Annotated in this window: 25 protein-coding genes; 6 read left to right on the top strand and 19 right to left on the bottom strand. The window is 43.5% G+C overall.

The genetic code is table 11. The features are described from left to right. Positions 1 to 330 precede the first annotated feature (330 nt). The 11 genes from hisC to CEW93_RS05355 all read right to left on the bottom strand — a co-directional run bounded on the left by hisC (position 331) and on the right by CEW93_RS05355 (position 8,035). Positions 331 to 1,428, bottom strand: coding sequence for a histidinol-phosphate transaminase (gene hisC / locus CEW93_RS05405; RefSeq protein WP_089538923.1), 1,098 nt, complete (start codon positions 1,426 to 1,428; stop codon positions 331 to 333). 18 nt (positions 1,429 to 1,446) lie between these two features. Further along, on the bottom strand, positions 1,447 to 2,766 hold the full coding sequence (hisD, locus tag CEW93_RS05400) for a histidinol dehydrogenase (RefSeq protein ID WP_089538922.1): 1,320 nt from the start codon (positions 2,764 to 2,766) through the stop codon (positions 1,447 to 1,449). A 10-nt stretch (positions 2,767 to 2,776) separates the two neighbouring features. Next, on the bottom strand, positions 2,777 to 3,406 hold the full coding sequence (locus CEW93_RS05395) for a Type 1 glutamine amidotransferase-like domain-containing protein (RefSeq protein WP_089538921.1): 630 nt from the start codon (positions 3,404 to 3,406) through the stop codon (positions 2,777 to 2,779). Continuing rightward, a complete protein-coding gene (locus tag CEW93_RS05390; RefSeq protein ID WP_089538920.1) occupies positions 3,403 to 3,783 on the bottom strand; it encodes a gamma-glutamylcyclotransferase family protein in 381 nt (126 codons plus the stop codon). Before CEW93_RS05390 ends, CEW93_RS05395 begins: the two co-directional genes overlap by 4 nt. A gap of 4 nt (positions 3,784 to 3,787) precedes the next feature. After that, a complete protein-coding gene (hisG, locus tag CEW93_RS05385) occupies positions 3,788 to 4,426 on the bottom strand; it encodes an ATP phosphoribosyltransferase (protein ID WP_089538919.1) in 639 nt (212 codons plus the stop codon). A 22-nt stretch (positions 4,427 to 4,448) separates the two neighbouring features. Next, positions 4,449 to 4,847 (bottom strand): PIN domain-containing protein, encoded by a 399-nt coding sequence (locus CEW93_RS05380; RefSeq protein WP_089538918.1) that lies wholly within the window; start codon positions 4,845 to 4,847, stop codon positions 4,449 to 4,451. After that, on the bottom strand, positions 4,834 to 5,118 hold the full coding sequence (locus CEW93_RS05375; RefSeq protein WP_089538917.1) for a hypothetical protein: 285 nt from the start codon (positions 5,116 to 5,118) through the stop codon (positions 4,834 to 4,836). The genes CEW93_RS05380 and CEW93_RS05375 overlap by 14 nt, the downstream gene beginning before the upstream one ends. A gap of 12 nt (positions 5,119 to 5,130) precedes the next feature. After that, complete coding sequence (gene murA, locus CEW93_RS05370) at positions 5,131 to 6,393, bottom strand: UDP-N-acetylglucosamine 1-carboxyvinyltransferase (RefSeq protein WP_089538916.1); 1,263 nt, start codon at positions 6,391 to 6,393, stop codon at positions 5,131 to 5,133. A 13-nt stretch (positions 6,394 to 6,406) separates the two neighbouring features. Further along, on the bottom strand, positions 6,407 to 6,655 hold the full coding sequence (locus CEW93_RS05365; RefSeq protein WP_089538915.1) for a BolA family protein: 249 nt from the start codon (positions 6,653 to 6,655) through the stop codon (positions 6,407 to 6,409). Between the two features lie 171 nt (positions 6,656 to 6,826). Then, positions 6,827 to 7,588: a BON domain-containing protein gene (locus CEW93_RS05360; RefSeq protein ID WP_089538914.1), complete on the bottom strand. Its 762-nt coding sequence runs from the start codon at positions 7,586 to 7,588 to the stop codon at positions 6,827 to 6,829. 48 nt (positions 7,589 to 7,636) lie between these two features. Beyond that, on the bottom strand, positions 7,637 to 8,035 hold the full coding sequence (locus CEW93_RS05355) for a YraN family protein (RefSeq protein WP_089538913.1): 399 nt from the start codon (positions 8,033 to 8,035) through the stop codon (positions 7,637 to 7,639). 60 nt (positions 8,036 to 8,095) lie between these two features. On the opposite strand from CEW93_RS05355, the gene rlmH reads away from it, so the two are divergent. Continuing rightward, positions 8,096 to 8,575: a 23S rRNA (pseudouridine(1915)-N(3))-methyltransferase RlmH gene (rlmH, locus tag CEW93_RS05350; protein WP_089538912.1), complete on the top strand. Its 480-nt coding sequence runs from the start codon at positions 8,096 to 8,098 to the stop codon at positions 8,573 to 8,575. A 4-nt stretch (positions 8,576 to 8,579) separates the two neighbouring features. Here rlmH and CEW93_RS05345 read toward each other — a convergent pair whose 3' ends face one another. The 3 genes from CEW93_RS05345 to CEW93_RS05335 all read right to left on the bottom strand — a co-directional run bounded on the left by CEW93_RS05345 (position 8,580) and on the right by CEW93_RS05335 (position 13,035). Next, positions 8,580 to 9,797: a multidrug effflux MFS transporter gene (locus CEW93_RS05345; protein WP_089538911.1), complete on the bottom strand. Its 1,218-nt coding sequence runs from the start codon at positions 9,795 to 9,797 to the stop codon at positions 8,580 to 8,582. A 183-nt stretch (positions 9,798 to 9,980) separates the two neighbouring features. Continuing rightward, positions 9,981 to 10,181: a hypothetical protein gene (locus CEW93_RS05340; RefSeq protein WP_089538910.1), complete on the bottom strand. Its 201-nt coding sequence runs from the start codon at positions 10,179 to 10,181 to the stop codon at positions 9,981 to 9,983. Positions 10,182 to 10,203: 22 nt separating this feature from the next. Continuing rightward, positions 10,204 to 13,035, bottom strand: a complete 2,832-nt coding sequence (locus CEW93_RS05335) for an ATP-binding protein (RefSeq protein WP_089538909.1) — start codon at positions 13,033 to 13,035, stop codon at positions 10,204 to 10,206. Between the two features lie 69 nt (positions 13,036 to 13,104). Between CEW93_RS05335 and cysM the strand changes: the two genes are divergently transcribed. Continuing rightward, entirely contained in the window at positions 13,105 to 14,007 is a 903-nt protein-coding gene (gene cysM, locus CEW93_RS05330; protein ID WP_089538908.1) for a cysteine synthase CysM, read from the top strand. 26 nt (positions 14,008 to 14,033) lie between these two features. On the opposite strand, the gene CEW93_RS05325 is transcribed toward cysM, so the two are convergent. Together CEW93_RS05325 and CEW93_RS05320 are read right to left on the bottom strand one after the other, a co-directional pair. Further along, positions 14,034 to 14,909 (bottom strand): RsiV family protein, encoded by an 876-nt coding sequence (locus tag CEW93_RS05325; protein WP_089538907.1) that lies wholly within the window; start codon positions 14,907 to 14,909, stop codon positions 14,034 to 14,036. Between the two features lie 56 nt (positions 14,910 to 14,965). Further along, on the bottom strand, positions 14,966 to 15,343 hold the full coding sequence (locus CEW93_RS05320; protein WP_089538906.1) for a helix-turn-helix domain-containing protein: 378 nt from the start codon (positions 15,341 to 15,343) through the stop codon (positions 14,966 to 14,968). Positions 15,344 to 15,463: 120 nt separating this feature from the next. Here CEW93_RS05320 and CEW93_RS05315 point away from each other — a divergent pair, with 120 nt between their 5' ends. Beyond that, positions 15,464 to 16,462, top strand: coding sequence for a GTPase family protein (locus tag CEW93_RS05315; RefSeq protein ID WP_089538905.1), 999 nt, complete (start codon positions 15,464 to 15,466; stop codon positions 16,460 to 16,462). A gap of 5 nt (positions 16,463 to 16,467) precedes the next feature. After that, entirely contained in the window at positions 16,468 to 17,175 is a 708-nt protein-coding gene (locus CEW93_RS05310; RefSeq protein WP_089538934.1) for a GTPase family protein, read from the top strand. Positions 17,176 to 17,220: 45 nt separating this feature from the next. Here CEW93_RS05310 and CEW93_RS05305 read toward each other — a convergent pair whose 3' ends face one another. From CEW93_RS05305 to CEW93_RS05295, 3 genes are all read right to left on the bottom strand, one after another. Beyond that, positions 17,221 to 18,924, bottom strand: a complete 1,704-nt coding sequence (locus tag CEW93_RS05305) for an AMP-binding protein (protein ID WP_089538904.1) — start codon at positions 18,922 to 18,924, stop codon at positions 17,221 to 17,223. 397 nt (positions 18,925 to 19,321) lie between these two features. After that, positions 19,322 to 20,548 carry a bifunctional phosphopantothenoylcysteine decarboxylase/phosphopantothenate--cysteine ligase CoaBC gene (gene coaBC, locus CEW93_RS05300; protein WP_089538903.1) on the bottom strand — a complete coding sequence of 409 codons (1,227 nt, stop codon included), beginning with the start codon at positions 20,546 to 20,548 and terminating at the stop codon, positions 19,322 to 19,324. A 58-nt stretch (positions 20,549 to 20,606) separates the two neighbouring features. Then, positions 20,607 to 21,374, bottom strand: a complete 768-nt coding sequence (locus CEW93_RS05295) for a TSUP family transporter (protein ID WP_255503956.1) — start codon at positions 21,372 to 21,374, stop codon at positions 20,607 to 20,609. A gap of 142 nt (positions 21,375 to 21,516) precedes the next feature. On the opposite strand from CEW93_RS05295, the gene nhaA reads away from it, so the two are divergent. Further along, complete coding sequence (nhaA, locus tag CEW93_RS05290; protein ID WP_089538902.1) at positions 21,517 to 22,740, top strand: Na+/H+ antiporter NhaA; 1,224 nt, start codon at positions 21,517 to 21,519, stop codon at positions 22,738 to 22,740. A gap of 117 nt (positions 22,741 to 22,857) precedes the next feature. Continuing rightward, the gene (locus CEW93_RS05285; protein WP_089538901.1) at positions 22,858 to 23,187 is read left to right on the top strand and encodes a hypothetical protein; all 330 of its coding nucleotides are present in this window, start codon (positions 22,858 to 22,860) and stop codon (positions 23,185 to 23,187) included. Positions 23,188 to 23,204 lie beyond the last annotated feature (17 nt).

The following is a 23,204-nucleotide window of genomic DNA, read 5'->3' as shown; positions in this document are numbered from 1 at the left end:
ATATTTGATTATCATACCTTTATTCTGATAAATAATCATATCTTTTCCTTCACTGTGGTAGCTATTAATATTTAGATATCGAATACTCTAACCCCACACTTACCATGCAGAATAGGGTATGACTTAACTCATATCTAGCAATAATTTCTTGATATAGCCTTAAAGAAAAAGGGTTAATAATAAAAAACATAATATTTTTCAGTTTTATTATTTGATACCTTCTGCAAACCTTTAAAAAAACAGATTTACTAGACTGCTGATTTTGCAATGGTTCTACAGCCCTTAAAAAGACAATCAAAAGATTGTCTTTAAATAACACCATCGCATCCGCTAGGTCAGTATTTGACTTAACACTTCAATCAATCTGGCGTTTTGTTCGTCTGTACCCACCGTAATCCGCAAATACTCCTTAATGCGTGGTTTATCCCAATGACGAACAATCACGCCTTGTTCACGCAGTTTTTCAAAAATCTCTTGGGTGGATAGCGTGGCGTGATTAGGTTTGGCAAACACAAAATTGGCACTTGATGGCAACACCTCAAAGCCCAACGCCACAAGGCTTGACACCAGCTCTTTACGCAGATTGATGACCGCCAAACGCTTTTCTTGAAAATAGGCTTCATCCAAAATACTGGCGGTTGCCCCTTTTTGTGCCAAACGGTCAAGCGGATAGCTGTTAAAGCTGTTTTTGTAAGTGGATAATGCCGCAATCAAATGGGCACTGCCAAACGCCATGCCCACTCGCAAACCCGCCAGAGCACGAGACTTTGAAAAGGTTTGAGTAACCAGCACGTTATCAAACTCATGGATTAAAGCAATGGCAGACGCTGTTTTGTCATCGGCATAATCAATATACGCTTCATCAACCACAATCACCGAATTGGGATGTTCTTTGGCTAATTTGGCGATTTTGTCCACACCTAACAACACCCCTGTTGGTGCGTTGGGATTGGGTAAAATAATGCCCCCTGACGGCATGCGATAATCATCGGTATCAATGCTAAAATCGTCTTTTAGGGCAATCAGCTGTGTTTGAATCTCAAAGGTCTGAGCATAAACTGGATAAAAACTATAACTGATGTCTGGCATAAGTAGCGGACGCTCTTTGGCAAAAAAGCACGCAAAAATAAACGCCAGCACTTCATCAGAGCCATTTCCCACAAACACCTGCGAGCGGTCAAGCCCATGATACTGAGCCAAAGTCTGACACAGCTCATCAGATTCAGGGTCAGGGTATAGTCTTAGCGTTTGACCATCTGCCAACACTGACTGCATGGCTTGGACAGCTTTTGGGCTTGGGGGAAAGGGGTTTTCGTTGGTGTTTAGCTTGCATAGATTGTCCGCTTTGGGCTGTTCACCTGCCACATAAGGGGTCAGTTTGCGGATTTTGGCACTCCATAGGCGAGTGTCTGGCTTGGTAGTCATCATCTCTCCAAAATATTATTGTTATTTTAAGACCACTTTATCGTATCGGTATCTGGCGGACAAAGCATGAGCATCCAAGTTTTCTTGTACTGCCAAAATGTCTGCCGTTTTTGCCAAAGGTCTTGCCCCATCAGACGTACAATAGATGAGCGATGTTTTTTTGGTAAAATCATACACTCCAAGTGGCGAGCTAAACCTTGCTGTGCCTGATGTTGGCAACACATGGTTACTACCTGCACAATAGTCGCCGATGGCTTCTGGGGTGTATCTTCCCAAAAAGATTGCCCCTGCATGGCGTACATATTGCTCCACTTGTTCAGGGTTATCCAATGACAGCTCCAAATGCTCAGGGGCGACTTGATTGATAACAGCAATGCCTTCGGCTCGGTCTTTGACCAAAATCAACGCCCCACGACTGGCAAGAGCCTGTTTTGCGATGTCTGCTTTTGGTAAAACCGCCAAGGCATTATCAATGGCATCTTTGACCGCTTGCAACTGCTTGGGGCAAGTAGTAACAAAAATCGCCTGAGCGATGGTGTCATGCTCCGCTTGCGACAATAAATCCATCGCGAGCCAATCAGCATTATCATCAGGCTCACCTTCGGCATAGACCAGCACTTCTGATGGCCCTGCTATCATGTCAATGCCCACTTGCCCAAACACCGCTCGTTTGGTGGCAGCGACGTATTTGTTGCCGGGCCCTGTGATTTTATCCACCGCAGGTATGCTTTCGGTGCCATAAGCCAATGCCGCCACTGCCTGAGCCCCACCGATGGTAATCACGCTGTCCACACCTGCCAGATGTGCCGCTGCCAGCACTAAAGGATTGAGCTCACCACTTGGGGCAGGGACAACCATGGTAATGTGTCCGACACCTGCGACTTTGGCAGGTATGGCGTTCATCAAAACGCTGGATGGATAGCTTGCCAATCCCCCCGGCACATAAATACCCACACGGTCAAGGGGTGTTACTTTTTGCCCCAAAATATTACCCAAATGGTCGGTAAAACGAAAGCCATCTTCTTTTTGGTATTCATGAAAAGCAAAAATACGTTTGGCAGCGTATTCTAAGGCATGTTTGACATCATCAGTCAAACCATCAAATGCCGCTTTTAGTTTATCAGCACTGACAAACAGCTCATCCATGCTGACAGCTGGGTGCTTATCAAACTGTTGGGTGTAGGATAGCACCGCCTTGTCGCCATCAGCTCGCACTGTGGCAATGATGTCATTGACTGTGGCAATCAGCGTGCTGTCAGTTACCGTTTCAAAGGCAAGCAAGGCGTTTAGTTGCTCGTTAAAATTATCGTCTTGGCTGTTTAAAATTTTGATGGTTGGCATAGAGCTACTCTTAAAATGAACATAATTGTATGATGTCATCAATGACCATGACCACTTGATGGTTGCTGATGGGCGTTAGGGCAAGTTCTGTGTGGTATTGGCCATAAATCTTATGGGCGACTTGTACAAAGGGCGGATTGTCAAAATGGGGCAATACATAAAAATCCACCACACCCAAGCCTGCCGTATCTGTCAAAAGTGGGGCTTTTTGTTTGTCGTCCATCTGTGCCACATACTCAATGTCAAAGGCGGTAATGATACTGCCTGCCGATGTGCCGACATAAGGCTTGCCGTCATTGATGGCTTGTATGAGAAGTTTATCAAGTCCTGTGTGTTTGAGCATGGATAATAAATAAAAGGTGTTACCACCACCAACAAACACACAATCGCTGCTGGTGATTTTTTGGCAAAGCGTGTTAAAATCCATCGCTGATAAATCCAGCTCATCAACCACCATGCCCAAATCCATAAACGCCTGTCTGTCGTCGTCCATGAACTTGGTGTATTCTTCAACATCGCAAGCGGTGGGAATAAAGGCAACGGTTTTACCTTGGCAATCAGGCAAAAATTTATCAAGCCCAACCGCCACATCAGCAAAAGATGCGGTCAAAAACAGGCGTTTGTGTGGTTTGCTTGTCATTGATTACCCCAATTTTCTTTAAATGATACATCTAACAAGGAATACAGCTTGCGATGCAAAGCATACACATAGGCACTGACACACTCGCCTGTCTGGGTGGTTGCCGTGATACGTTCACGCTGATACGCCACCCCTTCAAAAGCATCCAATCTCTCCCAATGCAAAGGTAAGTCATCAGAACCAAACAGCCACCCTTGCACCGTTTGTGTTGTCTGATTTATAAACACCAAAGCAGGATAACCCCCTGTCAAACCAAAGCCATCAACGTCCATCACACCCTTGACAAAAGCTCGTCGCCAAGTGCCTGTGATGGGGGTCATGATGTGATGGTTACATTCATCAGGGGCAAGTGTGCCATAAACAAACAAATACTGCATGGGCTTAGTGTTGCACTGCCTTTTCTAAAATCTCCAAAATGGGACTAAGCTGGGCAAGTTTACGTTTATAGCTGACAGGATTGGCAATCAGCCGTGATGACACTTGACAAATCTCGTCCAAAGGTTCAAGTCCATTGGCTCGCAAGGTGTTGCCTGTATCCACCACATCCACAATCAAATCGCCCAGCCCCACCAAAGGAGCAAGCTCCATAGAGCCATACAGTTTAATCACATCTACCTGCTCACCACGAGACGCAAAATAATTGCGTGCCACATTGGCGTATTTGGTGGCGATACGCAGACGGCGATTGGGCAAGGTTTTACCCACCACACCTGCGGTCATCAGTCGGCATTTGGCAATGTTTAAATCAATCAGCTCATACACATGAGCGTCATACTCCATCAATACGTCTTTGCCCGCCACGCCAATGTCCGCCGCCCCATGCTCCACATAGGTTGGCACATCAGACGCTCGCAAAATCAGCAGTCGCACATCATCATGCGTGGTAGGAAAAATGAGCTTACGAGAGCGGTTGATGTCTTCAAGCGGAGCAATGTCTGCTTTGGCAAACAAAGGCAGTGTCTCATCTAAAATCCGCCCCTTAGATAGAGCGATGGTTAAGCCGTTAAAGGTGGTGTTCATGGCGTTTGTCATTTTATTCAAGTTATTTTAATGGTTCAAATAATGGCGATTTACCAGCTTTTTTATCAAAAGTGATGGTGCTTAAACAACCATTAGCACGAGCAACATAACCTATCAACAAATCAGAAACATCAAAAGTATTTTGAGTGGCATTTGCTAGACAATCAAAGACTGCTTGATCATGCTCAACACACAAAACATCCAGTTTAAGTATCTCAAGCATTGCTTGAAGCATAACATCTCGTGGCAATTGATACGAATAAGACAACACCCATTCTAACTCCATAACCACCACAACTGGCACAAACAGTTTTTCTTGATTTTGTCTGGCATGACAAAATAGCTCAAAAACTTTTTGAGCTTGGCTTGGTGTGTCATTCATGATAAATCGTACCAAAATATTGGTATCAATTACTCTCATGAGTTGCCCACTTTTCTTTTAATGCACATCCGACCATGTGGTTAATTTCATCATCGGTTTTTGGCAATGGATTTTTGGCATATTTGGCGTATTTACCCATCAAAGATTCAATATCAGAAACATCCATCTTGGCATTTGCTCTGTCTGACTTTTTAAATAGTTCTTTTAAATAATCAGACATGACATCGTGAATGCTAATACCGTGTGTTTTTTCAAAATCCCGAATGTCTTGCTCGCTGATATTTGGTAAATCCAAAGTTAATACGGTCATGACTGCTCTACTTTAATCCTTAATCCGCTCAATATTTACGCCTAAGGCTTTGAGTTTATTTTCCACATCATCATACCCACGATCAATATGATAAATGCGGTCAATGACACTCTCACCTTCGGCACACGCTGCCGCCATCACCAGCGACATGGACGCTCGCAAATCGGTCGCCATCACAGGGGCGGGGGTAAAGCTGTCCACACCCACCACCACGGCGGTATGTCCATCCACTTTGATATTGGCTCCAAGGCGTTGTAGCTCTGGCACGTGCATAAAGCGATTTTCAAAAATATTTTCAATGATGGTGCTGGTGCCGTCCGCCAGACAACACACTGCCATCAGTTGAGCTTGCATGTCAGTAGGAAAACCGGGGTGTACTTGGGTGCGAATGTCCACCGCTTTGGGGCGACCTTTCATCACCGCTCTAATCCAGTCATCGCCTGTGGTGATGGTTGCTCCCATCGCTTCAAATTTTTTTAAAACAGGGTGCAAAAACTCCGCTGAGGTGTTTTTGGTCAGCACATCGCCTTCGCTCATCAAAGCCCCTGCCAAATATGAGCCTGTCTCAATACGGTCAGCAATCACGCTGTATTCGCAGCCATGCAGCTGCTCTACTCCTTCTATGGTCATGGTTGGCGTGCCAATGCCGTCAATTTTTGCACCCATTTTCACGAGCATATTTGCCAAGTCCACCACTTCTGGCTCAGTGGCACAGTTTTCTAAACGAGTTGTGCCACGAGCAAGTGTTGCCGCCATGATGACGTTTTCGGTACCACCAACCGTTACCATATCAAAACTAAAATCACAGCCAATCAAACGTCCGCCTGCTGGGGCTTGGGCTTTGACATAGCCATTTTCAACAGTGATGGTCGCTCCCATCGCTTCAAAGGCTTTTAAGTGCTGATCCACAGGGCGTGAACCGATAGAGCAGCCCCCCGGCAAAGACACTTCGGCTTCTCCAAAGCGACCAAGCAACGCCCCCAGTACAAGGATAGACGCTCGCATGGTGCGTACCAGCTCATAAGGAGCATAATAATTGGCAACATGGCGAGCGTCAGCAATCACCGTATTGCCTTCTTTTTTGATGTCCACGCCCATGCCCTTGATGAGCTTGATGAGCGTGTCGGTGTCTTTTAGGGTGGGAACGTTATGCAGCACCGTCTCATCGCTAGGCAACAGCATGGCAGCAAGTAGTGGCAAAGCGGCGTTTTTGGAGCCAGAGATACTTACTTCTCCTGCAATGCGACTTTTGCCAATGATTTTAAATTTATCCATAAAAATTTATCCTTCAATTAGCCTTGTTTTTTGCTTCATATTCATCAGAAGTGAGTGCATGAATGGTCAAAGCGTGCATTTGTCCGCTTTGGATAAAGGGATTGACAATGGCATAGACTGACTGCTGACGCTGCACAAGACGCTTACCTGCAAAGCTGTCATCAACAATGAGCACTTCAAATTTATTGCCTTGATTGACAGCTTGTATGTGGGCGTTGGTAAAATGGGGGCGTAATAAAGCAATTAGGTCATCTGCGTTCATGATTTTCTCACAAATTTTATTCAAAACAGACCCATTATACCAAAACCATCTAATGATAAGTAGGGTATATTAAAAAATCATCACGCAATTTTATTGGATTTATATTTAAGATTTTGATTTATAATAATTTTTAAAAAAATAGCCCATCACCGATGAGCCATTGAAAGTCAATTATGGATTGGTGGTGTTGTTGTACAAACGCACATAGTCCGACACAGGTGTCTCATCTAAGCGAACAATGGGGGCTTTATCGCCGATTGGGGCTTTATTTTCTGTTACCATCTGCCCATATGCCGTATTTGTTGCACGCTCATAAGAAACATCATCACTGCCTTGCACAGCACCATCATCTAACAAAGTTGCCAACAAAACAAGTTTTTGAATGCCCATTGTAGCATTGATGGCATCTACAATGCTGTTTTGCTGAGTGGGGCTGACATGACCCATCAAATAAACCACATCACTACGCAACGCAAGTTTATATTGCGGACTGGTTGCCGTACGATTGGCGATAATCTTGGCACGGATTTTGGACTTTAAAAAGTTCTCGTGTGTGGTATGGCTTGGGCTTTTTGGGCTGGGGAGAATTTGCAAATAATTATGAACTTGACTAACTTCTCGCATTGATTTTGCCATGTTTTCAATGTTATTTTTAATCGCTTCGCTTGGCACTTCACCCGTTAATAACACTTCTCCACGAAAACTGTCCACAATCACACGCAAAGTGCGGTCGTCCATATTTTCAAGCCCTGCCACATTTGGCAAATTTTTGATGATATTATGCTCAATGCCTTCATCTATCATGCGTTCAGGTAAAGTACGATTTAAAGCAGATACACCATAATTAACCGCATTGGTCGTAGGTGCTGTGGTACAGGCGGTTACCATACCAAGGACAGCCGCACTTGCTGTCATCACCGAAAGTGTCTTCATGTTTAATCTACCAAATTAAAAAATTAAGTATTTTTAATTTGGCAAAAATCATGCCACCCAAAACGCCCCTTGCACCCAATCAACACCTATTGTCTGCCGTTCATCTATTTCAAATGCCACAACATCAAAACGGCACGCCAAACTTTCATAAATTTCATGGTTTTGCAAAAAATGCCATGCTGTATTGATGATGCGTTTTTGTTTTTTTGGGGTAATGGTTTCTATGGCTTTGGCAAATTGGCTGTGTTTTCGGGCTTTGACTTCCACAAAAACGAGCGTTTGTTGATAACTGCCGTCTTTTTGAGCAACTTGTTGCAAAGCAATGATGTCAATTTCACCAATATGGTGGGCGGTGTAGTTAGTAGCAATGATGGTCAAGTTTTGTGCTGTCAAAAATTGGCAGGCGTGCTGCTCAAAATCAGCACCCCGTTTACGGGCGGTCGTCATGATTTTTCCTTTTAAAATGGGAGATTTTTGGCTAAAATATGATGTTATTTTGGAGCGGTCATGAAACTTAAAATCCTAGCCATTGGACAAAAAATGCCAACATGGGTAGAAACAGGCTTTAAAGAATACCACAAACGCATACAGCCCATGATGAATACTGACATCATAGAGCTGCCCCCTGCCAAACGCAGTAAAAACCCATCATCCGCCCAGATTGATCACTATAAAAACCAAGAAGGCACCGCAATACTGACCACACGCCAAAAAGAACGTCTTTGGGTGTTAGATGTCAAAGGTAAAATGCTCTCCACCGAAGCATTGGCAGATAAATTACAAAATGCCATGACAGATGGCACAGACATCGCTTTGGTCATCGGTGGGGCTGATGGTGTCTCAGCAGAAGTTTTGGCACAAGCAGACTTTAAATGGTCGCTGTCAGATTTGACCTTGCCCCACCCACTTGTGCGTGTGGTACTCATGGAGCAGTTGTATCGGGCGATGAGCATCATTCATCATCACCCTTATCATCGTGGCGAATGAGTGCTTATTTCATCTTGGATAAATCTAGTTTTGGGTCAAGCTGACACACCAAATAAGTCCCTATCGCCACCAGCGTGGTGGTTGTAATGCCCAGCTTGACCACAGGACTGACATCAAACAAACTAAGTAGCAGTCCCCCAAAAATCCCCACACTAAACTGAAACGCCCCTTGCATGGCAGATGCCATTCCTGCCCGATGTTTTTGAAAAGCTAGGGCGATTGCACCTGCATTTGGCTGAGTTAGACCAAGACCTGCAATACACAAAAACAACGCCCCATAAACCCACCAAAAACCCCCACCAAACAAGCCCAGCAACAGTAAGCTGATGGCAAAAGTCAGCTGCATAAATGCCCCAAAGCGAAGCAGTTGCACCAGACGAAACCGCTTGGTCAAAAACTGATTTACTTGCGTTAAAGCAACAAAACCAAAGGCGTTTGCTCCAAAAGCGGTGGCAAAATTTTCTTTGGACAAACCAAAATGCACCATAAACAGCTCACTAGATATGGACAAATAAATAAAAAATGCCCCTTGCAACAGCCCGCCTGCCAATGCTGGTATGATGAAAGTTTTATCCTTTAATAACTCACCATAGCTGGCAAAGGTGGTGCTGATGGGCTTGGTATTGCGATTGTTGGGGCTGAGTGTTTCTTTTAAAAACAGTTTGGTTAAAATGATGTTTAGCACCCCGTAGCTTGCCAAAAACCAAAATAAAACACGCCAATCAGCAAATGCCAACATGAACGTGCCTAGCGTGGGGGCTAATATGGGAGCAACACCCATCACCAATATCATCAAACTAAACGCCCGAGCTGACTGCACAGGGGTCAGCACATCACGAATGCACGCTCTGGTTACCACGGCGGTTACACACGCCCCAAGTGCCTGCACCACCCTTGCCACAAACAGCACATACTCATGAGTGGTGGTCGCACAAACCACAGAAGCGACAATAAAAATCGTCATGCCCAGATACATCGGTAGCACTCGCCCCACTCTGTCGCTAAATGGCCCATAAAAAAGCTGACCAAATACCAAACCGATAAAATAAAACGGCACAGATTTTGAGATTTGGCTGACTGATATGCCAAAATCTTCTGCCATCTCAGGCAAAGCAGGCAAATACATATCAATCGCCAAAGGACCAATGGCAATCATCACCCCCATCATCATAATCCACAAAACAGGTAAGGGGGCTTGGCGGTCTGTGTGAGTCTGTGTCATGGTGCTGGCTATCTTGGCAAAAGCGTTATTGTAGCACAGTTTGGATAACTGCGATATTTTGGTGGTGATTTTGGTGCACCAAAGTCAGCCATCTGGATAACACGCCCATCATACCAATAAAAATAACGGCACAACCAATCCAGCCACACAAACCATCAGCCACAACACAAGATTATCACCCACTCACCGCAACACAACAAAATACCCCCACGCATAAACCGTTAATATCATCCCAGACACCATCACTGCCATCAGCTGACCGCCAAACATCGCCGTCATCAGCATACTTAGCACACCATACGCCACCGCCCACGCATAAGCAGGATATGTGCCATAGTTATCTTGGGCGTAAGCAAATACCAATAATATCAATAACTGTAACATTGCTCACCCCTGATGGTTCAAGCTATCCAATCCATTCATCAAGCACGACACTCTCCAAATTATCCAACGCATCAATCAAATCACGATAAAATGGTCTGATACTGATAAATTGACCATCAGAAACGTCATCCATGCCATCTCTGCACGCCCTTTCAAAGTTTTCAGAAGCTTGGCGTAAACGTGGCACACCAGTATAACGAGACGCTCCCACCAAACGATGAGCAATATCAGCAAGCTGTTTTCGGTCTCTGTCTGCCCATGCTTTTTCTAAGGCGTGTTTTTCGCCATTAGCGGTTTCTATTACCATCAGCAGCAGTGTCTTTGCCAGCTCAGGTTTACCGCCTGCTCTTTGTTGAGCGTCCGCCCAATCTATGTCTTTTAAAACAGGCAACACATCAACTGATTTGTCATCTGATGGCACAGCAGGCGTGGCATTTTGGGATAATGCGTCATTGTCTAACCACGTCTGTAAAATTTGCACCAATTGAGCCAATGAAACAGGTTTGCTGACATAATCATTCATACCCAAAGACACCAGTCGCTCTTTTTCATCCGCCAAACCATGTGCTGTCAAAGCAATGATTGGCACTGGTGGGATTTGGTGGTCAGCTTGGATTTTACGAATTTGTAACGTGGCATCTAGTCCTGACATATGGGGCATTTGAATGTCCATAAACACCAAGTCTATGGGCAAAATCTCCCCCATCGTGGCTTTGGTCATGACATCAATGGCATCAAACCCACTGCTTGCTTGCACCACGTCCACCCCAAGCTCAGACAGCAATGCATCTAACACCAATAAATTTGATGGATAATCATCTACCGCCAGTACTCGCTTGCCATCAAAGCGTTTTTTGTCGTTGATGGTTTCTTGGTCATGTTCATTGCACAATAAAGCAAACAACTGGCGTTTGTTCATTGGCTCGTATAATGCCTGAGCTTGGCATTCGCTTAGCAAGGCGTTATCCATGCCAACTTGGTAACCATAAGTCGCCAAATGCCCCTGATAACGCAGACGGATTTGCCGAAGCACCGCCCCCACATCGTCCAAAGACGCATCTTGCCCAAAATAATCCACAATCACCCAATCAAAACCATGATTGTCCTTGTCCAACTGCTCCAACAAATCAGCAAATCCAATGGCAAAATACAAACTTGCCTGCGTGCCTGCCAAAGCAGATTTAAGCATTTTACGAGTGGGGGCATGGTTTATCCACACCAAAATATTTAAAGGCACATCTAAACACTCAGGCATTGCAGGCTCTGCCATCTCATCGTTGGTGCCTGTGGGTATCTCAAACCAAAATGTCGCTCCATTTTTGGCTTTGTTGTGGGTGGCATTATCCCAACAACCAATATTTCCGCCCATCTTTTTGACCAGCTCACGACTGATGACCAGCCCAAGACCTGTCCCCCCATATCGGCGTGTTACTGACAAATCCCCTTGGCTAAAACTTTCAAACAAATGACGGCTATCAATATCACTGATGCCCTTGCCCGTATCTTCTATGCTGATATGCACAAAACCATCTTTATCTGCCAAACCGATTTTGACCACCACGCCACCTGTATCGGTAAACTTGATGGCATTACCCACCAGATTGGTCAAAATTTGCTTTACTCTTAGGCTGTCGCCCATCATGCGATTTGGCACATCATTATAAATCAGCACACATAAACGAAGCTGCTTTTCAAAGGCAGATGGCGACAGCATATCCACCACGTCATAAATGACAGCATATAAGTCAAATTCATGATTTTCTAGGATAAGTTTGCCAGCGTCTATCTTTGAAAAATCCAACACGTCATTCACCAAAGCCAAAAGATGAGCCGATGATTTTTTGATGGTTTGTATATAAAGTATTTGCTGACTGCTTAGCCCTTCTTGACGAGATAATAAGTTGATAAAACCATCAATGCTGTTGAGTGGTGTGCGTAGCTCGTGGCTAATATTTGCCAAAAAGTCAGATTTGGCTCGGCTGATGCCCATTGCACTTTTATGGGCCTGCTCCATGATGGCGTTTCGCTCTTCCATTTCATCTAAGGAATGTTGCAAGTCTCGCTCGGTTTCTTCGGTGTGCATTTTTAGCTCATCAAAACTGCCTTGCAATCGCCGTGTCGCTTGCACCAAATCCCGATACAGCAAAGTAAATTCGCCATTGGTCGTGGCTTTAATGGGTGATGACAGATTGGTTACATCTAGGTTTTGCAAATAGATACGCATCTCATAAAGTGGCGTTATCCAGCGTTTAGAATACGCACTTAAAATCAGTAGTAACAGTAGTAGCGTGGTCAATCCTGTCATGCCCAATGCCAATAACACCTGATAATAATTCACCGTCAAAGGGCTGTTGTCCATCTCCACAATTAACCAAAATGACCGCCCTTCTACCATCATTGGTATGCCATACGCCCTACCAAGTTTGGTGTCTTGTTGCCACAAATCTTTACCTGTGGGTCGTGGTTTTTCTTCTTGTTTTAAGGCGGTGTCTATCAACAGCTTATCGCCATCATCTAGCACCACCACACGACGTATCCAGCTTTCATCAGATTCTGCATACCCAAATATGCTAAAAATAGAAGCCTTTTGTAGGCTCATGCTAGGCAGTTTGGGCAACTGTAAGTCATCAGCACTTTTTTGCCCTGTGCTAATATCAGTCAATAAAGGTCGCAACAGTGCTTCATAATGCACCAAATATGCCCGAGCGATGGCATTTCGCTCCGACAAAATAGCATGACGCACTTCACTAAATACCAACACGCCCCCCACGCCTGCCAAAATCAAAATCGGCAAAAACACCAATGCCACAAGCTGTCCATAAGCACTTTTAAAATTCAATAAAAACTTGGTCATCTTCATCACAAAACTCACCTGTTGCATTGTGTTATAATAATAGCATTTTTTTATAAGATTAGGATTTTTATGAATGATTTTTCTGTCAGCACCTTGGCTGATACTGTGGGCAATACCCCCCTTGTCAAACTGACTCGCCTAGCTGATGATGTCAATGCAGATATTTTTGCCAAATTAGAAGGCAACAACCCAGCAGGCTCAGTCAAAGACCGCCCTGCCTTTAACATGATAAAGCAGGCTCAAAAAAGAGGGCTGATTAAACAAGGTGATACGCTGATAGAAGCCACCAGTGGCAATACAGGCATCGCTCTTGCGATGGTGTCCGCGATGATGGGCTATCAGATGACACTCATCATGCCTGCCAACTCCACCCAAGAGCGTAAAGACGCCATGCGTGCTTATGGGGCAACATTGATAGAAGTGGAAAATATGGAAACCGCTCGTGATTTGGCTTTGCAAATGCAAGCAAATGGCGATGGTGTGGTGCTTGACCAATTTAATAACGATGACAACTGGCAAGCCCACTACAAAACCACTGCCCCTGAAATTTGGCAACAAACCAATGGGAAAATCACCCATTTTGTCAGCAGTATGGGGACGACAGGGACGATTATGGGCGTGTCAAGATTTTTAAAAGAACAAAACCCCAACATTCAAATCATCGGTCTGCAACCATCAAACGGCTCAGCCATCGCAGGCATTCGCAGATGGACACCTGACTACCTGCCCAAGATTTTTGATAAAACATGGGTAGATGTCATTATGGACATAGACCAACGTGATGCTGAAAACTACATGCGTCAGCTTGCCAAACATGAAGGGATTTTTTGTGGGGTGTCTAGTGGTGGGGCAGGTTTTGCTTCTTATCAAATCGCCAAAACCATCAAACAAAGCGACCCTAAGGCACAGATTGTCTTTATTGTGTGTGATAGGGGTGATAGATATTTATCCACAGGATTGTTTGGCGTATAAAAAGGCGTGTCAAAACACGCCAAAGCCTAATTGTCTTCCCCATCATCAAATGACGAGTCATCAAAGTGGGTGAAAGTTTGGTTTAAATATTTATCCTTAATGACACCTTTAAGCTTAGATTTTGGTATGTCAATCACCACATAACCCATCACATAAGGACCAATCTGATAAGGCGAATACCAAAAGGTCATGCCATCAGGAGTAAATACAAAGTTATCATTTAGATAAAACTCCCAAGACTGCAAATGCTCACGCACTTCTTCGTCCGTCATGGCAGGTGCTTTATCAACATCTGATTTAAGATACTCAATAAAATGGCGTTTGGCAATTTGGGTCAGCGTTGATTTTTTGGCAGGCGTGGTGATGACATCATCTAAGCTAAGCTGTTTTTTATCTTGCAAATCAAACACATATAGGCTTTTGCCATAATGCCCATGAGCACCAAAACTGTATCCATAAAAATCACGAGCAAACTGAGCGGTAACTGCTGATGTGCTGATGTGGCTTAATTCATCTATGTTTTCGTACGCACCAAAGTGAGCATCTTTTGGGTTAGCAAATCTTTCTTCTAAATCACTGATGATGTCAGAAAGGTCTTCTTGAAAACTTGGCAGGGAGCTTTGTTCGTTTAATCTCTCATCTATCCATGACACGCCTGTTTTTGACAGCTCAATACTCACATCAATACAAGCGGTTTTTGGGTCAGTATCTAGCTCATCTAAATCCCAGCCTTCTTGGGTATAATAGGCAATACGTTCTTTGATGACCGCTTGACACAGCTTTTCAATATGTTTGGGTGTCTGATAACGATATTCGCTTTTGTTGAATTGTATGTCAGCATGAACAATACTGGTCATTGTAGCAAGCGATAATACTGCCAAAGATTTAAAAACCGCATTCATAAAAACTCCTAAAACCGCTTAATATTATTTTATTGTAGCACATTTAAAGGCACATCTCATGCCACATGTTTGGTTTTATTGTTTTTAAATAAATCAAGTACGTCTTTTAATAGAGCATTTTCTTTTTGCAACTGTTTGATGATTTCATCTTTGAAGGCAAGGCTTAATTTCAACTTTTCATTTTCTTGGGCAAGCTTATTGATATAGCTTTCCCTTGGTAACCAAAACATACCATTACCATCATCAGATATCAGTTCCACTATATCAATATCTAAAATCTGAGCAATCTGCTTGGCACGATCTACATTTAATTTGGTTTTGCCCAACTCTATTTTTGAATAAGCCTGTAATGATATACCAAGGGATTCTGCCATACTGTCTTGGGAAAGTTTTTTTTGAGTGCGAATGACTCGGATTTTGTCTTGGATTTTCATATATCAACTTTTAGTAGAGTTTTTCAACAAATGGTTGCTGGTTATTTGGATAAAATTTAACTATAATTGTAAATATATCAACACAAATATGCAACCTTTTTTATTTTATAAGGAAAAACCATGAGTTTTGACAAAGAATTTCAAACCGTTATTGATACCATCCAAAATGACCCAACCATCAGTGATACTGATAAAACCAAATTTTTCCAAAACATCAATCGCTTAAAAAACACCAAAATCAACCTAATGATTGCAGGTGGCACAGGTGTGGGCAAATCCTCCACCATAAATGCGCTTTTTGGCATGGAAAAAGCCAAAGTCGGCACAGGCTCTGACCCTGAAACGATGGATATTAAAAATTATGAGCTTGGCAATGTAATTTTATGGGATTCGCCCGGACTTGGTGATGGCAAAGAAGCAGATGAACGTCATGCCAAAGCCATCATCAAAAAATTAGCTGAAAAAGACAGCAATGGTGATTTGCTGATTGATATGGTACTGGTGATTTTGGACGGTGGCAGTCGTGATTTGGGCACGTCGTATGAGCTGATTAATAACGTGATCATCCCCAATCTTGGCAAGGATAAAAGTCGACTTTTGGTAGCAATCAACAAAGCAGATAATGCCATGAGTGGGCGACATTGGGATTATGAAAAAAGTGAGCCAATGCCCAAACTCATAGAATTTTTAGATGGTAAAGTTAATTCCACCAAAGCACGTATCAAAGAAGCCACAGGTGTTAATGTGGATGTGATTTATTATTCAGCAGGCTTTACTGATGACGAGACTCATAAACAAGAACAGCCTTATAATTTATCTAAACTACTTGCCTTCATCCTGCGTCATACCAAAAAAGAAAAACGCATTGTTGTGGCAAGTCAAATCAACGAAGATGCCAAAATGTGGGAGAAAAGCGATAATTTAGAAAATTATCAACAAGAAATCAACAAATCATTCTTTCAATCTTTTGTGGATAACGTCAGCGATGGTATCAGCAGTGGAGCAGATATTGGTGGCAAAATCGGTAGTGTGTTTGGTAGCGTTGGTAAAGCGGTTGGCTCCGTGATTGGTGGTGTAATAGGTGCAGCAGGTGGTTTCTTTAAATCTTTCTTTGGATGATAATCATGTTTGATGAAGTCTATGATATCTTACAACAAGCACGTGCATTGCGTTTGGAAAATGCAATAAATAAGAATGGACTGCTTAGACCCTTAGATGTTGCTCTTGTGGGGGCGACTGGGGTAGGGAAAAGCTCCACTTTAAACGCCTTATTTGGCTCAAATGTGGCAAAAGTAGGTACAGGATACGAACCTGAAACGCAGTTTGTCAGTGAATACCGTGTCAATAATGTGTTTCGTCTGCATGATAGTGCAGGTTTTGGCGATGGCAAAGAAGCAGATGAACGCCATGCCAAAAATCTGATAAATTTACTTAAAAAAACGTGTCATGTCGCAGATGAAGAGTATTTTTTTGTGGATTTAGCAATCGTGATTTTAGATGGTGGCAGTCGTGATTTGGGGACAACATATCAGCTTTTAACCAATATTGTCTTGCCAAACATTGAGGCAGACCGTGTGCTTGTTGCCATTAATCAAGCAGACATGGCAATGAGTGGTCGGCATTGGGATTATGAAAAAGGTGAGCCAACGCCAAGACTGTTGGAATTTTTAAAAGAAAAAGCACGCTCCACCAAAGCACGCATCAAAGAAGCCACAGACATGACCATTCCAAAACCTGTTTATTATAGTGCTGAGCATGGCTATAATATAGATAAATTGTTTAAATTCATTATCAAGAATCTACCAGAAAATCGGCGGTACATCAAACGCTAACAAACCATTAAAAACCGCTTGACAATCCAAGCGGTTTTGACAATCTTATGCTTTTTTATTACTTTCAAGCTCTCTTAAATCCTTACGCAAAATCTTGCCCACGTTAGACTTAGGTAGCTCACCGATAAACTCTATGTACTTAGGACGTTTATAGCCTGTCAGGTTTTCTTTTGCCCACGCCTTAATCTCTTGTTCGGTCAGGCTGTCATCTTTTTTAACAATAAACGCCTTGACCAGCTCGCCACTGTGCTCATCAGGCACACCAATCACGCCACATTCTAGCACCTTGGGGTGGGCGGTAATGACTTCTTCTACTTCATTGGGGTAAACGTTAAAGCCTGACACCAAGACCATGTCTTTTTTTCTGTCCACGATTTTGACAAAACCTTTTTCATCCATCACACCAATATCGCCCGTCTTAAAATAACCGTCAGCCGTCATGGTCTTGGCGGTTTCATCATCTCTTTTCCAGTAGCCTTTCATGACCTGCGGACCTTTGATGGCAATCTCGCCTGCTTCGCCTAATGCCACTGGTTTGCCATCATCGTCTATCAAAATCACGTCTGTATCAGGAAACGGTATGCCAATTTTACCAGTATAGCTTCCGGGGGGATTTAAGGTTGCCACAGGTGATGTCTCGGATAGACCATAACCTTCTATAATGTAGTTGCCCGTCAGCTCTTCCCAAGCCTTTGCCGTGCTAGGCAATACCGACATACCCCCACCTAATGACAGTCGCAAGTTGGTGTGGTCAAGTGCCTTAAAGCCTTCATGATTGGTCAAGACATTAAACAGAGTATTGACTGCAGGGAAAAAGACAGGACGATATTTATTAAAATCTTTGGTCAAGGCATTAAAGTCTTTGGCATTGACAATGAGCAATAAACTAAATCCCATTTTTAAGCCAAGCATGGACACCGTAAAAGAAAAAATATGATACAACGGCAAGGCGGTAGCAATGTATTTGCCCGTCAAATCTTCTTGGGGTGGGAACACCTGATGCACAAAGGTCATGCACTGCTCCACATTCACAATCAGATTTTTATGGGTGAGCATTGCGCCTTTTGCCACGCCTGTCGTACCGCCTGTGTATTGCAGCACTGCCACATCATCAAGACTCACATTAGGGCGAACATAACTGCTCACAGGCACAGCATTTAAAGCGTCCTTAAAGGTGATGTGATTGGGAATATTCCACGTTGGTACCATTTTTTTGACATGACGCACCACAAAATTGACTAACCACCCTTTAAGCCCCATCATCTCACCGATACTGGCGACGATGATGTGTTTGACTTGACCTTTGTTTTGTACCTTTTCAAAAGTATTGGCAAAATTTTCTATAATAAACAATGCCTTAGCTTCACTGTCGTTAAGCTGATGTTCTAGCTCATGAGCGGTATAAAGCGGATTGACATTCACCAACACCATGCCTGCCCGCACGATACCCATCATGGCAATGGGGTATTGCAACACATTTGGCATCATCACCGCCACTTTGTCGCCCTTGACCAGTCCGATGGATTGCAAATAAGCAGCAATCTGACGGCTGTACATATCAAGCTCACGATAAGTGATGGATTTATCCATGCTGGTAAAGGCGATTTTGTCGCCATGTTTTTTAAAATTTTCTTCAAAACTGTCTAATAATGATGTTACTCCATCAGGGATAGTAACGTGTGGGTCAAGCCTATATTCTTGGTAGGTTTTTAGCCAAGGTCTATCTTGTGGAACAATGAAGCCAGTCATTTTTTCTCCTTTTGAGAACAGATGTATTAACAAATGTATTATAAAATACACTATTTTTGATAATTTGCCAAATAAAAACTTCCTAACACAACGTTTCACTCAAACAATCTGGTTGGCACAATACACGCCTTATAATGATGGGTTTTATGGCAAATTGCGGACAACAAAACACCTTTGATATTTTATTTATCATCAAAAACAACAAATCATAAAGACGACTGTTATTGAACTGATGACAGATGATTAGATGATGATTTAACACCTGATGATGGCGTGGTGATTGTGGGCAGACATGATAATCAGCAAAAATTTGATGGCTGTGGGTGCTTTTGACTGCCACACCCACAAAACCCAAGCTCAGTTTAGATGCTACTCAACCAAATTTAAGCCAAGTGCTTTATGATTGTAACAACTTTGCCATATGACCAACAAGCTCAATGGCGATGGTGTCTTTACTGGCTTTGGCAAGCACTTGTTTATCCTTGGCGTATTTGTCAGCAAAAAATACCGTCATGGCATTGTCATCACTGCCAAAACCAATGGTTTTATCTGACACATCATTCACCGCTATCATGTCTAAGTTTTTGGCGATGAGCTTGCCTTTGGCGTAGTTGTCAGTATCGGTGGTCTCAGCAGCAAAGCCCACCATCAATGCACTGGGAAAAGTTTGACTCATGGTTGCTAAAATATCAGGGTTTTTAACCAACTCCAAAGTCAAACCATCTTGATTGCTTGTTTTTTTGATTTTGTGGGGGGCGACATGAGCCACCTTATAATCCGCCACCGCCGCAGTTGCGATAAATATCGTGTCAGCATCATCCATCATCACACTTGTGCATACAGCAAGCATCTCATCGGCTGTCCCTACTGTGATGCGTGTTGCCCCTGTTGGTGTGGGCAGATTGACGCCCTTGCCTGCCACAATGGTTACGTCCGCTCCTGCATTTAGGCAAGCACGAGCCAAGGCAAAACCCATTTTACCTGTAGAATGATTGGACAAAAATCGCACAGGGTCTATCGGTTCGGCAGTTGCTCCGGCGGTGATGATGACTTTTTTGTGATGTAAAATTTGGGGGGAGTTTGTGCGACTTAAAAAAGCCAAAATCCGCTCGCATAAATTTTCAGGTTCAGGCAAACGCCCAGCTCCCACATCGCCACACGCCTGCTCGCCACTGTCAGGAGCTAATATTGTGTAGCCAAAACGTTGCAGTTTGCTCAAATTATCCTGTACAATGCCATGAGCAAACATTGCTTGATTCATGGCAGGTGCGATGAGAATGGGTGCGGTTGTCGCAAGGGCGACAGTGGTTACCAAGTTATCCGCCAAGCCATTTGCCAGTTTAGCAATCGTATTGGCAGAACAAGGAGCCATCACTACCACGTCCGCCCATTTGGCAAGCTCAATGTGCCCCATGCCTTTTTCGGCGTGTTCATCAAGCAAGGCGGTATGCACTTCATGACCTGTTAGAGCTTGCAGGGTTAAAGGCGTGATAAACTGACACGCACCATCAGTCATCATGACACGCACCACACAGCCTTGTTTCATCAAAAGGCGAGCCAGTACGGCAGATTTATAAGCAGAGATACCACCTGTGATGGCAAGTAGGATTTTTGGGCTGTTCATAGTGTTGTTAAAAAATAAAAGGCATTATAACCGATAATGTCTTTATTTATGAAAAATTTTATCCCCACACCAATTTTATCACCATCGCAAAACACACAAATACAATCACAGGTCGGATAAATTTTGTGCCACCTTTAACCACCATATGACTGCCCAAATATGCTCCGATGATTTGCCCTGCCATCATCACAAAACCAACCACCCACACCACCTGACCACCCAAAATAAAGAAAATCAGTGAAGCGATGTTGGTTGCAAAGTTAAGCAGTTTTGCTCGTGCTGTCGCTTGTACAAACTCACGCCCACGAAACATCACTTGTGATAAACTAAAAAACGTCCCCGTTGCAGGACCAAAATAGCCATCATACATACCAATCAGCGGAGCAATGCTGTACTGGTACATCTTTTGGCTCATGCGTGGCGTACTTTCTAATTTGCCTAAGTTGGGACTAAATAACGTATAAACCCCCACCAAACCAATCACAAAGGGCAATGCCTTTTGTAAAAGCTCTGGGGGCGAGATTTGTACCGATACCGTGCCAACTGCTGAACCGACAAACGCCATGATTAGGGCAATTTTCATCATTTTGGGGTGGATTAGCCCTTTTTTTATCATCATCAGACTGGCTGAAAATGACCCCAAACAGGCTTGCAGTTTATTGGTGGCAAGTGCTGACACAGGATTCATGCCCGTTAAAAGCAATGCAGGTATGGTCAAAAGTCCACCGCCACCTGCCATCGCATCAATAAATCCAGCACACAATGCCACAAAAAACAACAAGGCAATCAGCTCAATACCAAGCGTCATGATGATTTCCCAATCCATTTAATCGCCCAAATTCTACCACAAATCCCATTTACACAAAAATCAACAAAAACCCTTTAACCCCATTAGTTTTTGTGATATATTTTTAAAGTTCGTTAAAAGAAACTTATCATAAGAGCCATTTATTACAGAGAAAATAACCATGCCAATGAGCCGTGTCAAAGCCTTTTTTGAGTTGGAAGCTGCTGGTGGGATTGTTCTTGCCTTTGCTGCTTTGCTTGCGATGATTGTCGCAAACTCCCCTTTATATGACCTATATAACGCCTTTATCCACGCCCCTGTGGTGTTACAAATTGGTAATTTTGAGATTGCCAAAGACGCTCACCATTGGATAAATGATGGTTTGATGGCGATATTTTTCTTTTTGGTGGGCTTAGAGCTAAAACGTGAAGCACTCATTGGTGAGTTATCTGATGTCAAACAAATCATTTTACCCGCCTTGTGTGCTGTTGGTGGCATGATGGCACCTGCTTTGGTGTATTTTGGACTTAATCACGGTGATGCCGAAGCCATGAAAGGCTGGGCAATCCCCACTGCCACCGACATCGCTTTTGCCATTGGTGTGCTAAGCCTGCTTGGCAACAAAGTCCCCAACGCCCTAAAAGTATTTTTGGTGTCCATCGCCATTTTTGATGACTTGGGGGCGATTATCATCATTGCTTTGTTTTACACATCCGAGCTGTCGCTTGTGTCGCTTGGTGTGGCGGCGATTTGTTTGCCATTTTTGTTTTTATTAAACCGCCTAAATGTCGTGCGTTTAACGCCCTACATTCTCATTGGTGCAATTTTATGGGCAGCAATGCTAAAATCAGGGGTTCATGCTACATTGGCAGGCGTGCTGTTGGCGTTTTTTATCCCACTTCGCAACAACAAAGACCCTGAACATTCTCCCCTAGAAGAACTTGAACACGATTTGCACAATACCGTGGCTTTTGGGATTTTGCCCTTGTTTGCCTTTGCTAATGCGGGGATTTCTTTGGCTGGCACAAGCACAAACGAGCTGATGCATGGCGTGCCTTTGGGGATTATGCTTGGTCTATTTATTGGCAAGCAAATCGGTGTCATGCTCCCTGTCATCATCGCAACAAAAACACGCCTAGCCGCTCTGCCTAATGGCACTAACCTAAAACAAATCTATGGCGTATCCATGCTGTGTGGCATTGGTTTTACCATGAGTTTATTTATCTCAGGGCTTGCCTTTGGTGGCATTCCTGATGATTATGACCCACGTTTGGGGATTATTTTAGGGTCGCTTGTCTCTGGGATTGCAGGTTATCTGCTCTTACGAACAGCCATCAAAGACGCAAATCACCCCACTTTTGCCAAAAACGATGAAATGTATCTTGGCACAGGTAACACAGATTAGCATCATCATACATTCCAACCAAAAATCCGCCCTTTTGTCTTAAAAGTGGCGGATTTTATTGAATGGTCAATCAAGTTGGGGTACACTTTAAAGACAACACCAAAAAAAGGACACCCCATGAATTTTAATACCGTTAAAGACATGGCAAGTCAGCTTGACCATCAAGACAAACTCAAACTTGCTTCCTTGCTCATCCAAATGGCACTATCAGACCACCAAACCCAAGCCAAACCAAGCCAAACTGCTGTCTCTGGGGACTATCAATACTGCCTTGAACGAGTGCTAAAAAGTCGCCCCAACCGCCTGCCCGCCCTAGAAAACTACCTAGAAGCCATATTAAGTTTTAAAGGTGCTAATACTGCTGATATTAATGGCATTATCAAAGAATTACAGCTTTATAAAGCCATTCGCCTAGATGGCGAAACGGTGGTTTATTTGATGGACTGACCCACCAGCCATAACAT

Source organism: Moraxella sp. VT-16-12, assembly GCF_002224245.2.
Lineage (GTDB): Bacteria > Pseudomonadota > Gammaproteobacteria > Pseudomonadales > Moraxellaceae > Moraxella.
This window is presented reverse-complemented; position numbering and strand designations above follow the sequence as displayed.

Coding starts and splice junctions, on each gene's coding strand:
- cysM (WP_089538908.1), top strand. CDS start 13,105: ATGAATGATTTTTCTGTCAGCACCTTGGCTGATACTGTGGGCAATACC.
- CEW93_RS05310 (WP_089538934.1), top strand. CDS start 16,468: ATGTTTGATGAAGTCTATGATATCTTACAACAAGCACGTGCATTGCGT.
- nhaA (WP_089538902.1), top strand. CDS start 21,517: ATGCCAATGAGCCGTGTCAAAGCCTTTTTTGAGTTGGAAGCTGCTGGT.
- hisG (WP_089538919.1), bottom strand. CDS start 4,426: ATGAACACCACCTTTAACGGCTTAACCATCGCTCTATCTAAGGGGCGG.
- CEW93_RS05355 (WP_089538913.1), bottom strand. CDS start 8,035: ATGACGACCGCCCGTAAACGGGGTGCTGATTTTGAGCAGCACGCCTGC.
- CEW93_RS05295 (WP_255503956.1), bottom strand. CDS start 21,374: ATGGATTGGGAAATCATCATGACGCTTGGTATTGAGCTGATTGCCTTG.
- CEW93_RS05390 (WP_089538920.1), bottom strand. CDS start 3,783: ATGCAGTATTTGTTTGTTTATGGCACACTTGCCCCTGATGAATGTAAC.
- CEW93_RS05395 (WP_089538921.1), bottom strand. CDS start 3,406: ATGACAAGCAAACCACACAAACGCCTGTTTTTGACCGCATCTTTTGCT.
- hisD (WP_089538922.1), bottom strand. CDS start 2,766: ATGCCAACCATCAAAATTTTAAACAGCCAAGACGATAATTTTAACGAG.
- CEW93_RS05320 (WP_089538906.1), bottom strand. CDS start 15,343: ATGAAAATCCAAGACAAAATCCGAGTCATTCGCACTCAAAAAAAACTT.
- murA (WP_089538916.1), bottom strand. CDS start 6,393: ATGGATAAATTTAAAATCATTGGCAAAAGTCGCATTGCAGGAGAAGTA.
- CEW93_RS05315 (WP_089538905.1), top strand. CDS start 15,464: ATGAGTTTTGACAAAGAATTTCAAACCGTTATTGATACCATCCAAAAT.
- CEW93_RS05285 (WP_089538901.1), top strand. CDS start 22,858: ATGAATTTTAATACCGTTAAAGACATGGCAAGTCAGCTTGACCATCAA.
- CEW93_RS05305 (WP_089538904.1), bottom strand. CDS start 18,924: ATGACTGGCTTCATTGTTCCACAAGATAGACCTTGGCTAAAAACCTAC.
- hisC (WP_089538923.1), bottom strand. CDS start 1,428: ATGATGACTACCAAGCCAGACACTCGCCTATGGAGTGCCAAAATCCGC.
- CEW93_RS05340 (WP_089538910.1), bottom strand. CDS start 10,181: ATGTTACAGTTATTGATATTATTGGTATTTGCTTACGCCCAAGATAAC.
- CEW93_RS05335 (WP_089538909.1), bottom strand. CDS start 13,035: ATGACCAAGTTTTTATTGAATTTTAAAAGTGCTTATGGACAGCTTGTG.
- CEW93_RS05365 (WP_089538915.1), bottom strand. CDS start 6,655: ATGAACGCAGATGACCTAATTGCTTTATTACGCCCCCATTTTACCAAC.
- CEW93_RS05375 (WP_089538917.1), bottom strand. CDS start 5,118: ATGACCGTATTAACTTTGGATTTACCAAATATCAGCGAGCAAGACATT.
- rlmH (WP_089538912.1), top strand. CDS start 8,096: ATGAAACTTAAAATCCTAGCCATTGGACAAAAAATGCCAACATGGGTA.
- CEW93_RS05325 (WP_089538907.1), bottom strand. CDS start 14,909: ATGAATGCGGTTTTTAAATCTTTGGCAGTATTATCGCTTGCTACAATG.
- CEW93_RS05380 (WP_089538918.1), bottom strand. CDS start 4,847: ATGAGAGTAATTGATACCAATATTTTGGTACGATTTATCATGAATGAC.
- CEW93_RS05360 (WP_089538914.1), bottom strand. CDS start 7,588: ATGAAGACACTTTCGGTGATGACAGCAAGTGCGGCTGTCCTTGGTATG.
- coaBC (WP_089538903.1), bottom strand. CDS start 20,548: ATGAACAGCCCAAAAATCCTACTTGCCATCACAGGTGGTATCTCTGCT.
- CEW93_RS05345 (WP_089538911.1), bottom strand. CDS start 9,797: ATGACACAGACTCACACAGACCGCCAAGCCCCCTTACCTGTTTTGTGG.